Below are 14,047 nucleotides of genomic sequence, written 5' to 3' on the forward strand. Positions count from 1 at the left end.
ATCATTGGCCACCGCGCCGAACAGGGCATTTAATCCGCACCAAAACACCGGCTCCTTGCCGACTAACCGGTCACCCTATGTATCTTGATCAGGATTTCGAACAGCTTTCCACCGAGCGCCCCACCACCTCAGGCAGGGATCCGGAACAGGTTCTGCACGAAGTCTTCGGTTACGAGACCTTCCGGCCGCTGCAGGGTGACATTATCCGGGAAGTATCGGAAGGCCGGGATGCCCTGGTACTGATGCCCACGGGGGGTGGTAAATCTCTTTGCTATCAAGTGCCTGCCCTGGTTCGGTCGGGAACGGCTATCGTCATTTCGCCCTTGATCGCATTGATGCAGGACCAGGTCATGGCCCTGAAGGAACTGGGTGTAAAGGCGGCCTTCCTTAACTCCACCATGGATTTCGAGCAGGCCCGCGCCACCGAATACGCATTGATGACTGGCGAACTGGATCTGCTGTATTGCGCCCCGGAGCGACTGATACAGCCACGCACTATTGAACTGCTGCACAACGCCTCCATCGCCCTGTTTGCCATTGACGAGGCCCACTGTGTCTCCCAGTGGGGGCACGATTTCCGCTCCGATTACCTGCAACTGAGCATGCTGGCAGAGACTTTCCCCGGCATCCCCCGGATAGCCCTGACTGCAACTGCCGATGAGCGTACCCGCAAGGAGATTGCAGAACGGCTGTCGCTGACCACCGCAAAGCACTTTGTCAGCGGCTTTGACCGCCCGAACATTCAGTACCGTATTTCGCCAAAGACAAATGCAAACAAGCAGTTACTGGACTTTATTAAAGCAGAACACGAAGGTGATTGCGGTATTGTTTACTGCCTTTCCCGCAATAAGGTTGATGCCACGGCCAAAACCCTGGCCCAGAAGGGCTACACGGCGCTGCCCTACCACGCCGGACTTGCTGCCGAGCAGCGGGCACACCACCAGGAACGGTTCCTGCGGGAAGATGGCGTTATCATCGTTGCGACCATTGCATTCGGCATGGGCATCGATAAGCCCGATGTGCGTTTTGTTGCCCACCTGGACCTGCCCAAAAGCCTTGAAGCGTACTATCAGGAGACCGGTCGGGCGGGGCGTGACGGCAAGCCCTCCACCGCCTGGATGGTTTACGGTCTGCAGGATGTGATCAAATTGCGACAGATGCTTGAGGGTTCCCAGGGCAACGACCAGTTCAAACGGGTAGAACGCCAGAAGCTGGATGCAATGCTGGGCCTTTGTGAAGTCACCAGTTGCCGCCGACAGGTGCTTCTCCGCTACTTCGGCGACGAACTGGATGAACCTTGTGGAAACTGCGATACCTGCCTGAATCCCCCAGAGACCTGGGACGGCACCGTTGCCGTGCAGAAAGCACTTTCGTGCGTCTTCCGCACAGGCCAGCGGTTTGGTGTGACCTACCTCATTGATGTACTGCGAGGCTCTGAAAACGAGCGCATTCTGCAGTCCGGACACCATCAGGTATCGACCTACGGGATCGGAACCGAGCTTGGTGTCAGCGAATGGAAGTCGGTGTTCAGGCAGTTGGTGGCAAATGGATACCTTCGGGCAGATCCGGACGGCTACGGCGCGTTACAGCTAACCGAACAGTGCCGCCCCTTGCTGAAGGGCAAGCATACAATCGAGCTGCGAAAAGATCCGGCGGTCAAGAAGACAACAAGTCGTGCCTCCGGCGGCCGCGCCAGTTCGCCGGTAAAAGACCAAATCACCGACCAAGCCGGCTGGGAAGCCCTGCGAGCCTGCCGCAAGGCTCTAGCGGACAAACAGGGTGTTCCTCCCTACGTGATCTTCCATGACACCACCTTGTTCGGCATGCTGGAGCGCAAGCCCCGCACGCTTGAGGAGCTTGCGGAAGTCAGTGGTGTGGGCGCGGCTAAGCTTGAAAAGTACGGCAAGATATTCCTGGACACAATTGCAGGGCTGGACCAGGCCTGAGTTTCAGGCTTCGGCCTTGAAGCCTTTCTTCCTCACCCGATAGTGTGCGATGGATGTGGCAACGTGGTTGCCTTCCTGATCCATCAGCTTTCCTTCCAGAGTAAATTTTGCACGGCCCGTTTCATCGGCATCGGCGAGAATGGCTGCTACGGTTTCCGGTTCCAGTGAGAACTCCACCGTTACGTCAGAATTGGCCGGCTGCAGGAATTGCAGGGTCATTTCTTTGAGGATCGGTGTATAGGAGGGGCCCAGGTCAAACAGCGCAAGGACGCCACCAGGGATCTCGGCGACCAGAAAATAGGCACCGGCATAGAGGCTGCCAAAATGGTTTTTGTTGCCCTTCAAACGAATTCTGGCCCGAACATAACCCGGCCCCACTTCCTCTACGCTGAAACCGTTACGCGGTGCAAAAGGAATGGAAAACCCGATGATCCTGTTAACTGCCGCATAACCACCGGTTTTCTTGAGCCAGGCCAGCGGGCTGGCCAGGGTGGCTTTGGGGTTTGTACTAGCTACCCATTGGCCGGTCGCACCAATCAGGTTGTCAATAAGCGCCATCACTGTGCTCCGTCATTGAATCGTTGCCGATGATTGCAACGGGACTCACCGATCGCAAGAATCTTTTACAATTCTTTTTGATGATAATCCGGTTTATTTTTGAATTTCTGTTCTAAAGTGTCTAGTGGCCGCATATATAACAATCACAGGTCGGCCCGCCTTCTCCCGGATTAAGAAAGGACTTCTGATTTGGAACGTTATCTTGGGTCCTTCAAATTCCGCTCCGAATTCCGGCCAACCACTCTCCGTCTCGCTACCCTGATTCTCTGCATGCTGGCAATGCCGGTGCCGGCGGCGACGGGCCAGGACAACAGTCGCGATTACATTCTGTGGTACCGGAATTACGACAGCCCCGCCATCCGGGCACTGGTTGAGCTGGCATTGAATAAAACGTCGGAGTACGGCGATTTTACGCTTATCCGCAGTGAAGAGCTCAGCCAGGGGCGGGTGCTTCGGGAGCTGAATGATGGCCAGTCGCGGCTGGTCGATATCGCCAACGTCGCCACATCCGACGAACGGGAGAATTTCCTTACTGCGGTTCCTATCCCCGTTGATGGCGGATTGCTGGGTTTTCGGGTGTGCGTGGTTCTGCCGGAATCACTTCCGCTATTTGAAGGTATCCATAACTTGCAGGATCTGCAACAAAGCAACATCCGCATTGGCCAGGGCTCTCACTGGCCGGACACGCCGGTGCTGCAAGCCAATGGTATTCCGGTGATAACCCATTCCCGTTACGAGATTCTTTTTGGAATGTTGCGAAATAAGCGTTTCGAATGTTTTGCGCGAGGCGTGAGTGAGGTTATGTACGATCTGGAAATTGAGCAGGATCCCGACCTGCTGATCGAACCAAACCTGCTGATCGCTTACCCCATGCCGTCTTACCTTTTTGTCGGCCCCCAAGATCAGCAAACTGCGCACCGCCTGCAATTGGGGCTTGAACGGGCGATTCACGATGGCAGTTTCGGCCAGTTCCTCAAAACCTACTACGGACGTGCGATTGAAGCTCTGGACCTGGACAAGCGTTTTTTGATTACGCTGGAGAATCCCTTCCTCAGCGAAGAATCACGCTATGTCGGTCGTCAGACACTGAACAATCTGCGCCGGCGCCTGGACATTCTCAGTCGCTGAGTAACAGCTATTAATTCCTGTTTCGGCCTGTTATGCGAAGTCTTTAACGGCTTCTGATAAACTTTCAGAGTATTGGGGTCACCGCCCTTTTTTTCTCTTTTTATTTAAACGGGAGCCCAACTGAATGGCCCATGAAGAACTGCATCTTAACCTCCGGAATCTGAAACTTGAGGACTATGACCAGCTCCAGAAGCTGATGGACCGAGTCTACGATGACATCGGAGGCGCCTGGCCCAAGGAAACCATCAAGGCACTGGTTGAGCAGTTCCCGGACGGGCAGATCTGTATTGAGGAGAGCGGGGAGCTGGTAGCGGTCGCATTGACCGTACTCGTGAAGTACGAACGGTTCAGCAACCCCCACACATACGACGACCTGATCCTCCGGAACGAAAAGATCTGGCACAATGCCAATGGAGATTCCCTGTACGGACTGGATGTGTTCATTCACCCGGATTACCGCGGTTATCGCCTTGGTCGTCGGCTCTACGAAGCTCGCAAAGAGCTCTGCCGCTCCATGAACCTGCGGGCAATTCTCGCAGGCGGCCGTATCCCGAACTATTTCAAGTACGCCGAGCAGTACTCACCAGAAGAATACATTCAGCGGGTAGACCGCAAGGAAATCTACGATCCGATCCTGAGCTTCCAACTCTCGAACGATTTCCAGGTTACCCGGCTCATGCACAAATACCTTCCTGAGGATGAAAAATCCCTCGGCTATGCCACGCTGCTTGAGTGGCGAAATATTCTGTACACTCCGCCCTCGTCAATTCTGAATGTTAAAAAGACTCAGGTTCGCCTGGGCGCGGTTCAGTGGCAGATGCGTGAGTTCACCTCCGTGGAGGAGGTGCTGAAACAGGTGGAGTACTTCGTTGACGCGCTGTCTGATTACAAGAGTGACTTCGCCCTGTTCCCGGAATTTTTTAACGCGCCGCTGATGGGCCTGACTGATCAGATGGACCAGACCCGGGCCATACGCTTTCTGGCCGGGTTTACCCAGCAGTTCCGGGAAGAAATGTCGGAAATGGCAGTCAGTTACAACATAAACATCATCACGGGCTCCATGCCGCTGATTGAAAACGACCGAGTATATAACGTCTCGTATCTGTGCCACCGTGATGGTCGGGTGGACGAGCAGCGCAAAATCCACATCACGCCCCACGAGCGCCGTGACTGGGTTATTGAGGGTGGCAACGAGTTCAATGTATTCGAAACCGACGCGGGCCGGGTCGCGATCATGATCTGCTACGATATCGAGTTTCCGGAGCTGGGTCGTATGGCAGCTGCCCAGGAGGTGGACATTATCCTCGTGCCCTTCTGGACGGATACCAAGAACGGTTATCTCCGTGTTCGCCACTGTGCTCAGGCCCGGGCAATCGAAAACGAGTGTTATGTGGTGATTACCGGCAGTGTCGGTAACCTGCCGAAAGTTGAGAACCTGGACGTCCAGTATGCCCAATCCTCCGTATTCTCGCCTTCTGACTTTGCCTTCCCCCACGATGCGGTAATGGCAGAGACAACGCCGAATACCGAGATGATCATGTTCTCGGACATGGATCTCGAAAAGCTTAAACTGGTGCGTAATGAAGGGTCCGTCACAAACCTGAAGGACCGTCGTGTTGATATGTACGAACTCAAAAACAAGTGATTTGGCCCGGACTGCCCGGCCAGGCTTTTGAAAAACTGCCTTAGGGGTCCATCGTATGGCACTGATGGCGTTGCAAAACCAAAAGTCAGTGTCTATTGTTTAATCAATATCCAGCCTGCCTCCCAATGAGGCAGGTCGCTGTGGATACGGACATCACCAGAGAACCCGAATTCATGAACGAAGCATTGCCGGATCTTGTCGCCCACTTCAGAGTCAGGCAGGGCCTTTTCAGAAAGGAGCTTGTCGAAGCCTCTGTTTATGAATTAGATGGCTACGGGTGCGTCATGAAAACCGACAAGGTGTTCAATCCGGGCGATACCCTGGTGCTGGATCTGGTCATGGATATGCCCTTTGAAGAGATTCGCGCCGAGGGTCTGTCTGGTCTGGTGACCGAGCGCAGAAAGCATTGCAGCAACTATTTTTATTCCGTCGATTTCGTGGAATTTGATTCCAAAGGAAATTCATCCCCCGCTGAGAAACTTCGCAGGATCCGGGAAGTACTTTCCAAAAAGCAGTCGCTCAAATCACGTCGTTCCTCAGGCTCCATACCGGGTTTCCGGCAAATGGCCTGATTCTGATTGTTTGTTGAAACCTGTCTGTAAGGAGACATTACATGGCGAAGAAAGCCAAACAGAACGTTGATAAGATCGTCAAAAAGGTCAATAAGGAGTTTGAAAAGACTTCTTCTCAGATTGAAGGCCTTGTCAACGATGCATTGAAGCAATTCGACAGCCTGCAAAATCAGGTTCAGGAACCGGTGCGCAAACTGCTGAAAGAAATTGACGAGCTGCGTGACCGCGAAATGAAGCGTTTCCACGAGGAATTTGAGCGTCGCCTTAACGAATTCCATGAGCTGCAGAGCAGCATCCTTGAGCGTCTTGGCGTTGCCTCCAAAGAGGCGGGTGAAGAAGTGAAGAAGCTGACCGATGAAGTCAGCAAGGAAGCCAAAACCGCAGCCAAAGATGCCGTGCCGAAGAAGACCACCAAGGCGCCCTCGAAATCAAAAGCAGCTGCCAGCAAACCTGCCGCCAAAAAGCCCGCTGCCAGGAAAGCACCTGCCTCCAAGGCCGCGAAGCCGGTGGATAAGAGCGATCTCACCCTGGTCAAGGGTATTGGGCCGGCGACCGCTAAAAAGATGAAGGATGCGGGCATCACCTCCATCGACCAGATTGCGAACCCTTCGGAGGCAGACCAGGAAAAGCTGAAGGCTTTTGCAAACATCAAGGGATACAGCCAGCTGACGGCTGAAGCCAAAAAAATTAACTGATGCGCACGCCTGACCAGCCTGTTTTACGGGACATAGTCCTAATTGGCGGCGGGCACAGCCACGTCGGGGTACTGAAACGGTTCGCGATGAACCCAGTCCCCGGCGTGCGTCTTACGCTCATTTGCCGAGACACTCACACCCCCTACTCCGGCATGTTACCCGGTTATGTTGCGGGGCATTACAGCTACGACGATGTCCACATCGACCTGAGCCGACTGGCGGAGTATGCCTCAGCCCGTTTCTACCGGGCTGAGGCCACGGGCATCGACCGGGATCGCAAGCGGGTTACCTGCCGCGGCCGGCCCGATGTGCCTTACGATATTCTCTCCATCAATATTGGCTCGTCGCCCCGGGTCAATGACGTGGAAGGTGCTTCAGATTATGCAGTTCCGGTTAAGCCGATTACCGGCTTCAACAACCGCTGGCTCGCCCTGCTCTCCCGTATCGAAAACCACGAAGGGCCTCTCACCGTGGCCGTGGTGGGCGCCGGCGCTGGCGGCGTTGAACTGACGCTGGCTATGCAGTTCCGCCTCAAGAACGAATTGCACCAGCGGGGCAAGGACCCCGATCAGCTGCATTTTCACCTCTTTGACGCTGCAGACGAAATTCTCCCCACCCACAACTCGAAGGTTCGGGAAGTATTCCGGAAAACGCTGTCTGAACGGGGCGTAAAAGTTCATCTTGGTTCACCGGTCACCAAAGTCGAGCGAAACCTGCTGGTGGCAGAATCCGGCGAAACACTGCAAATCGACGAGGTACTCTGGGTGACCCGCGCCGGTGGCCCGGAATGGCTCAAGGATACGGGCCTGGCCCTGGACGATGGCCTTTTCCTGCGGGTTCGAGACACCTTGCAGGTAGAGAACGACGACAGTATTTTTGCTGCCGGCGATATCGCCAATGTAACCAACCACCCCCGGGAGAAGGCGGGAGTGTTTGCGGTGCGGCAAGGCCCTCCCCTCGCGGACAACCTCAAACGCCTGGCAACCGGCAAAGACCCCAGAGATTTTCACCCGCAGAAGAAATGGTTGGCGTTGATAAGCACCGGCGACAAATATGCGGTGGCGTCCCGTGGTGACCGTCAGTTTGACGGCGCCTGGGTGTGGCGCTGGAAGGACTGGATTGACCGCCGGTTCATGAAAAAATTCAACAACTTGCCCCCCATGGAGGAAACATCGAAACTTCCGGATACGGCCGCCGCCCAAAACGCTGAGGAAGCCTCTCAAGCCATTTCGGCGGTGGCCATGCGCTGTGGCGGTTGTGGCGCCAAAGTCGGTAGCACCGTGCTTTCCCGGGCCTTGGGCGAACTCAAGCCCATCGAAAGAGACGACATCCTTATCGGCCTCCACGCTCCGGATGATGCGGCGGTTCTCAAGGTACCGCCGGGCAAAGCGGTGGTTCATACCGTGGACTTCTTTCGGGCCTTTATTGACGATCCCTACATATTTGGCAAGGTGGCTGCCAACCATAGCCTTGGCGATGTCTTTGCCATGGGCGCGGAAGCCCAGAGTGCTACGGCGGTCGCCACCGTGCCCTACGGCATTGAATCCAAGGTTGAAGACGTGGTGTACCAGATGATGTCTGGCGCTGTGGAAGTTCTGAATGAGGCTGGCTGTGCCCTGGTGGGCGGCCATACCGGTGAAGGCAAGGAGCTGGCACTTGGCTTTGCGGTAAATGGCCTGATCGACCCGGAAGACGTGATGAGCAAGGGTGGGCTCAAAGCCGGCGATGCGCTGATCCTCACCAAGCCGATCGGTACCGGAACGTTGTTTGCCGCCCATGCCCGGCTAGCGGCCAAAGGTCGCTGGATCGACTCTGCCCTGGCCTCAATGGTTCAGTCCAACAAGGCTGCAGCGGATTGTCTGCGGAAGTTCGGTTCCAAAGCCTGCACCGATGTGACCGGGTTTGGTCTGCTCGGGCACCTGGTGGAAATGACCAAGCCCTCAGGGGTCGATGCGGAGCTGGACCTGTCTGCCATTCCGGTGTTGCCGGGCGCCGAGGAAACCGCAGCCGCGGGCATTCTGAGCTCCCTGCAGCCGGCCAACATCCGGTTGCGTCGCGGGATCCGTGATCAGGAAAAATGGGTGGATCATCCCCGGTATCCGTTGATTTTTGATCCTCAGACTGCGGGTGGCTTGCTCGCCAGTGTCGCTGCTGACAAGGCTGCTGAGTGCGTCCGGGAGCTGAAGGCTCTTGGATACCCCCACACAGCCATCGTTGGCCGCGTCATCGCTCAGGACGAAAGTGGACCCATTGAGCCCATTTCCCTTCGGGATTAAACCCTCTCTGAGCAGCGCTGTAACGCAAGGTTCAGCGCCTGCTCCAGAGAGGCCTGTTCTGCTTCTGGCACAAAGCGCCCCTCCAGTTTACTGACCTGCGTTTTCAGGGTCGCGAGGAAATCCGGATGCTGTTCTGCACGGTACAGCAGGTCGGCCAGGGCCCGCTCATCCTTCACAGCAAAATAGCCGGGGTAGTCGCGACCAAGCAATCCGACATTACCGGGAATGTCCGAAGCAATCACTGGCAGGCCAGCCCGGCAAGCCTCGGAGACAACATTGGCTCCGCCTTCCATCACTGAACTGATCACCATCAGCTGACTGTTGGCCATCAGCTGCTGAATTTCATCTTGCTCCAGCTCGCCCAACCATTGGAAGCGGGGGTTCTGTTCCATTTCCTGCTCGGCCATCCTCTGCCAGTCGTCGCTATGGGGTTTGCCTGCACACCAGACTTGTATCCTTGAATCGCCCGGAAGCAGCCTCGCCGCATAGGCCGCTCGCAGGGAATCCTTTTCCTCTCTCAGGTGACCAATCACACACACACCAAACCCGGCTCTCGCCTGCGCAGGCTGCGGTAACGGATAGGCTTCAGGCCCCACCGCTGACTGGTAGAGCGTCACCAGTTTGCCGACGAATCGGGTGGGTATATCTTCGGCGACCAGCTCATGCAGCCCGATCAGCGCGTCTGCCTCCTCCATGGAGCAAAGCGTGTCTTCCGGAAACTCCTGCTGATGCAAATAGATGTCGGTTCCGGTCAACGCGACGATCAAGGGTTTGTCCGGCCAAGACTGTCGAAACCGGCGAATCGCTCCTACGCTGCGCCAGGCGTGAAGAGCGATGAACGCATCACAAGCCTCGCCGTGGTATTGCGTAACCACAGAGACACTATGCCCGGCCTTCTCCAGCAGCAGTTTCCAGCGCTCTGCCGTGGCTCGGTTACCCGCTTTTGATCCAGGCTCTGCTGGAGTAATCATTATTATTTTCATGGCATTCGCTTGGGACTGAAGGAGTGAGAAATTTGGCGCCGGGCCCTGAGCCAATTAAACCCGCAAATCGTATAGCTGTTCAGAGTTAAGGTAAATCAAGGTATCCTGCAAACACCGGGAATCGTTGACTTCCGTCGTTGCAAATCCAAAAGTAGCAAATACAAACTGTCTGGCAATTCAAGGAACTCCTATGGCTCTTAATCTTATACGGAAATTGATGATTTCCAGTCTTTTCTGTCTTACCGCTGCATCGGCGTCCGCTGAAACCTTCGTGTTCACAGCCATTCCCGATGAGGATGAAACCAAACTGGTAGAGCGCTTCAAAGGTGTTGCCGATTACCTCTCCAATGAGCTTGATGTAGAAGTCCGCTACATTCCTGTTAAATCCTATGCTGCAGCGGTTTCTGCGTTCCGTAACAATCAGGTTCAGCTGGCCTGGTTTGGCGGGCTTTCCGGTGTTCAGGCCCGTCGCCTGGTACCCGGATCCGAAGCAATCGCCCAGGGTGTGGAAGACCAGGCGTTTGAAACCTACTTCATTGCCAATACCAGCACGGGTATCAAGCCTGCGGATGAGCTCTCCTCGCTGGAAGACGAACTCCGGGGTAAAACCTTTACCTTTGGCTCCAAGGGCTCTACCTCCGGACGCCTGATGCCCGAATTCTATATCCGGGACGTATTTGGAGCCGAGCCAGAAGACTTTTTCTCCCGTGTTGGCTTCAGTGGCAACCATACCCGTACCCTGCGCCTTGTGGAGGCCGGTACTTATGAAGTAGGTGCCCTCAATTTCCAGGTCTGGGAGAAAGAACTGGCCGACGGCAATATTGACACCGACGCAGTTCAGGTTATCTGGACGACCCCGGCCTACCCGGACTACCAGTGGACAATCCGCGGTGATGTCGACGAACGTTTCGGTGATGGCTTCAAGCAGCGCGTTACCGAAGCTCTTCTGAACCTGGACGATCAGAAGTTGCTTGAGAGCTTCCCCCGCTCCGGCTTCATTCCTGCATCCAACGATGATTACGAGCCTATTCGGAAGACGGCGGAAGAGATCGGAATCCTCGATTGATGTCAGGCTTTGACCTAACTGGCCTTACGGCCTCTTTCGGCGGTGAGCGGGTTATTGGCCCGCTCTCCCTGAGAGTCAAAGAAGGTGAAAAGGTCGCTCTGGTTGGCAAGAGCGGCGCCGGCAAGTCCACGCTCATGCGTTTGATTCACGAGCGCGTTAATCGCGAGTCCTCCCTGGTACCCCAGGATCTGGGCCTGGTGAATGCATTGCCGGTGTTCCATAACGTGTTTATGGGCCAACTGGACAAACACCCCACCTGGTACAGTACCGTTACCCTGATACGCCCGTTTGCCCGGAACCGCGACGAGGTTCGCAAACTGCTGAAAGAGCTTGGCATGTCGGAAAAGCTCTGGATGCCTACCGCGTCTCTCTCCGGAGGCCAGCGCCAGCGCGTTGCCATTGCCCGGGCGCTGTATCGCAATGCGCCGGTGTTGCTTGCTGACGAGCCAATTTCCGCCCTCGACGGTCCCATGGCTCACCTGGTCATGGAGCTTCTCACAGAGCGGTTTGCCACGAGCGTGGTCGCACTTCACGACGTCGAAATGGCACTGAAATACTGCAACCGGATCGTCGGAATCCAGGACGGACAGGTTGCCCTGGACGAAACCAGTGATCGCCTGACGGCATCAGACATCATGTCTCTCTATTAGGGAACCGGCCAGTTTCATGCTCTCTTCCCCGACGGTTCGCACCAGCCTGATATTTGTCGCCGTAGCCCTGTTTTCGCTACTCTTTGCCGACATTGCCATAACCGCATCAAATCCCTGGCGGGATCTCGGGAACTTTTTCCTTGGCGTGATCACTCCGAATTTCTTCAGCAGCGAAGGCCTGATGACCGCGCTACTGAGAACCGTCGCTTTTGCCTTTGTGGGGGTGGCACTGGGCAGCGTGTGCGGATTTTTACTGTCGCTGGTCTACCGCTTCCTGCCGGTCCGGATTTTCTGTGCCTTTATCCGGGCAATCCATGAGCTTTTCTGGGCGCTTATTTTCCTTCAGTTTTTCGGTTTCCACCCACTCACAGGTGTGTTGGCCATTGCCATTCCCTACGCGGGGATTTTCGCCAAGGTCTATTCCGAGATCCTGGATGAGGTGAACCCGGAGCCCGGTCACCTGCTGCCGCCACGCACCGGGGTTATCGTGGCGTTTCTCTACACCCGGATTCCCGATTGCTGGGTACAGCTGCGGACTTATACAGCCTACCGTCTGGAATGCGGCCTTCGTTCCAGCGCCATTCTCGGGTTTGTCGGCCTGCCCACACTCGGCTTTTACCTGGAATCGTCGTTCTCCCAGGGACTCTACTCCGATGCCGGGGCAATGCTGATTCTGTTTTACGTTTTGATCGCGACCATGCCGCTTTGGGTAAGACCAAAGCTTTTGCCGGTCTATGTTCTTGGTGCCCCTTTCTTTCTGGGTGAAGGGCTGCCTATCGTGTGGGGCAATGTTGCCCGCTTCTTTACCCAGGATATCGTGCCCGCTCCGCTGCGGGACGGCGAAGGACTGGCAGGGCTGCTGCCCTGGTTGAGTGACCTGATGGTCAACGAGGCCCTGCCCGGCATCTGGAACACCGTGATTCTTACCCAGATTGCCCTGGTGGCCACGGGCATACTGACACTTCTTGCCTTCCCGCTGATCTCCAATCACTTCGGCGGCCCGGTACGGCGCACGTCAGGGCACGTTTTTCTCGTAATCGCGCGATCTACACCGGAATACATCCTCGCCTATATTCTCCTTCAGCTCTGGGGGCCTTCCATGCTGCCGGCGGTCGTGGCACTGGCGCTTCACAACGGCGGCATCATCGGCCACCTGATTGGCCGCCAGACCAACACCATACGCCTGCGCCCGGATGCGCCCAGGGGTTTCAACCGTTACAGTTGGGAGCTGGTTCCGCGGGTCTACCGGTCATTCCTTGCGTTTCTGTTCTACCGGTGGGAAATCATTATGCGGGAAACCGCGATTCTGGGCATTCTGGGTATCTACACGCTCGGCTTCTATGTCGACAGTGCCATCCAGAACATCCGCTTCGACCGGGCCATGGTCCTGATCCTGATTACCGCCCTACTGAACATCGGCATTGATACCCTGGGTCGTTACATTCGAAGGAAGCTGGCTCTGCAGACCATGCCAACCTGCTAGCCGACCCTCTTTTTACCGAATTCCTGCTGCGATCCCCGTCACAGTTCCGTCATTTGAGTCAATTCCGAGTCCGTTTTGGCGACGGGTCGGCGGCATTGAGCAGATACATACCGTTACAATGCAGTCACCGTATGCAACATTCAGAGTTCTGGTGACCATGGTTGATGGGTTGATTGTTCTTACTCAGGCGGGCCTGCTGGCACTGCTGCTTCTACTGGCTTTCCGAATGTCGGCGCTGGTGCGCGCCGAACCTTTTAACTACACCTCTCCTTCCGGCATCAGCGTCCCCTGCATCGTTGCCCGGTCGGGATTCGAGAAGAGTTCGCGCAGACCTGTATCAGACCGTGCCCAACTGATTACCCAGCTGCATATCCTTGCCGGTTTGCAAGAGCGGGATTGCCGGGTGAACGGATTGGAACTATCTGCGGCACCGGAAACCGTGCGTGACTATGCCGTGGCGTGGTTGTACGGGGCCGGATGCGCACTCAGCGCCCCATCCATCCGGCATTCCGAGGCACTCGCTGGGGTAGTCGCCCAGATTGTCAGCCGGAGAACCGGCACCCGGCAAGCTCAAGCCCTCCAGGTGATGTGCACATTAACCGGAAGCACGATATTGCTAGCCTGCTTCCGGTCGGGCTTGGACGGTTCCGAATTCTGGCGGGACAATCACTACGTGCCGCCGGCGTCGAGCCTCTACGAGGCCATTACCGCCAACGCGTTTATTTAGTGGCTTGCCGAGCAGTTGTTTCAAGCACCCAGTCAGTGCCCAGGGCTACCGGATCGGCGTGGTCCTGTTCATCTGCCCTTGTACCGGTAATCTCGGGGAGTGTGAACCCGCCGTCATCGGTATTGGCCATGCTGTCTACATCCACAGACCGCACAACGTAGCTCACACCGCCGGCAAGTACCTTCGCCCGGTGAGTGAGCCCGAAAACAAAACGGCAATAATCGAGTTTCAGCTGGATCAGGTCCTGCTCGGCCTTGCGGATTTTTCTGAGAAGTACCTTCTGAACGCTATCTCCGTAATCCATCACGTGGTTCCTGA

The 14,047-nt window shown here is 55.9% G+C and carries 13 protein-coding genes; 10 read left to right on the plus strand and 3 right to left on the minus strand.

Annotated elements, in window-relative coordinates; all coding sequences use genetic code 11:
• The first annotated feature begins 77 nt into the window (after positions 1-77).
• Positions 78-1,946 carry a DNA helicase RecQ gene (gene recQ, locus ACN0XM_RS09235; protein WP_417566650.1) on the plus strand — a complete coding sequence of 623 codons (1,869 nt, stop codon included), beginning with the start codon at positions 78-80 and terminating at the stop codon, positions 1,944-1,946.
• A 3-nt stretch (positions 1,947-1,949) separates the two neighbouring features.
• Here recQ and ACN0XM_RS09240 read toward each other — a convergent pair whose 3' ends face one another.
• On the minus strand, positions 1,950-2,504 hold the full coding sequence (locus tag ACN0XM_RS09240) for a PaaI family thioesterase (protein ID WP_417566651.1): 555 nt from the start codon (positions 2,502-2,504) through the stop codon (positions 1,950-1,952).
• Between the two features lie 189 nt (positions 2,505-2,693).
• Between ACN0XM_RS09240 and ACN0XM_RS09245 the strand changes: the two genes are divergently transcribed.
• The 5 genes from ACN0XM_RS09245 to selD all read left to right on the plus strand — a co-directional run bounded on the left by ACN0XM_RS09245 (position 2,694) and on the right by selD (position 8,820).
• Entirely contained in the window at positions 2,694-3,632 is a 939-nt protein-coding gene (locus tag ACN0XM_RS09245; protein WP_417566652.1) for a hypothetical protein, read from the plus strand.
• 124 nt (positions 3,633-3,756) lie between these two features.
• A complete protein-coding gene (locus ACN0XM_RS09250; RefSeq protein WP_417566653.1) occupies positions 3,757-5,277 on the plus strand; it encodes a GNAT family N-acetyltransferase in 1,521 nt (506 codons plus the stop codon).
• A 173-nt stretch (positions 5,278-5,450) separates the two neighbouring features.
• A complete protein-coding gene (locus tag ACN0XM_RS09255; protein WP_417566654.1) occupies positions 5,451-5,849 on the plus strand; it encodes a hypothetical protein in 399 nt (132 codons plus the stop codon).
• A 41-nt stretch (positions 5,850-5,890) separates the two neighbouring features.
• The gene (locus ACN0XM_RS09260; protein WP_417566655.1) at positions 5,891-6,544 is read left to right on the plus strand and encodes a helix-hairpin-helix domain-containing protein; all 654 of its coding nucleotides are present in this window, start codon (positions 5,891-5,893) and stop codon (positions 6,542-6,544) included.
• Entirely contained in the window at positions 6,544-8,820 is a 2,277-nt protein-coding gene (gene selD / locus ACN0XM_RS09265) for a selenide, water dikinase SelD (protein WP_417566656.1), read from the plus strand. The genes ACN0XM_RS09260 and selD overlap by 1 nt, the downstream gene beginning before the upstream one ends.
• On the opposite strand, the gene senB is transcribed toward selD, so the two are convergent.
• On the minus strand, positions 8,817-9,791 hold the full coding sequence (gene senB / locus ACN0XM_RS09270) for a selenoneine biosynthesis selenosugar synthase SenB (protein WP_417566657.1): 975 nt from the start codon (positions 9,789-9,791) through the stop codon (positions 8,817-8,819). The genes selD and senB overlap by 4 nt on opposite strands.
• Positions 9,792-9,993: 202 nt before the next feature.
• Here senB and ACN0XM_RS09275 point away from each other — a divergent pair, with 202 nt between their 5' ends.
• From ACN0XM_RS09275 to ACN0XM_RS09290, 4 genes are all read left to right on the plus strand, one after another.
• Positions 9,994-10,869, plus strand: coding sequence for a putative selenate ABC transporter substrate-binding protein (locus tag ACN0XM_RS09275; protein WP_417566658.1), 876 nt, complete (start codon positions 9,994-9,996; stop codon positions 10,867-10,869).
• The gene (locus ACN0XM_RS09280) at positions 10,869-11,519 is read left to right on the plus strand and encodes a phosphonate ABC transporter ATP-binding protein (protein WP_417566659.1); all 651 of its coding nucleotides are present in this window, start codon (positions 10,869-10,871) and stop codon (positions 11,517-11,519) included. The genes ACN0XM_RS09275 and ACN0XM_RS09280 overlap by 1 nt, the downstream gene beginning before the upstream one ends.
• Before the next feature lie 16 nt (positions 11,520-11,535).
• Positions 11,536-13,002 carry a PhnE/PtxC family ABC transporter permease gene (locus tag ACN0XM_RS09285; RefSeq protein ID WP_417566660.1) on the plus strand — a complete coding sequence of 489 codons (1,467 nt, stop codon included), beginning with the start codon at positions 11,536-11,538 and terminating at the stop codon, positions 13,000-13,002.
• A gap of 157 nt (positions 13,003-13,159) precedes the next feature.
• Positions 13,160-13,729 (plus strand): hypothetical protein, encoded by a 570-nt coding sequence (locus tag ACN0XM_RS09290; protein ID WP_417567076.1) that lies wholly within the window; start codon positions 13,160-13,162, stop codon positions 13,727-13,729.
• Here ACN0XM_RS09290 and ACN0XM_RS09295 read toward each other — a convergent pair.
• A complete protein-coding gene (locus ACN0XM_RS09295; RefSeq protein ID WP_417566661.1) occupies positions 13,722-14,033 on the minus strand; it encodes a hypothetical protein in 312 nt (103 codons plus the stop codon). The two genes, ACN0XM_RS09290 and ACN0XM_RS09295, sit on opposite strands and share 8 nt — an antisense overlap.
• Positions 14,034-14,047: the final 14 nt, after the last annotated feature.

It is taken from the genome of Marinobacter sp. (assembly GCF_048269445.1).
In the GTDB taxonomy this organism is placed as follows: domain Bacteria; phylum Pseudomonadota; class Gammaproteobacteria; order Pseudomonadales; family Oleiphilaceae; genus Marinobacter.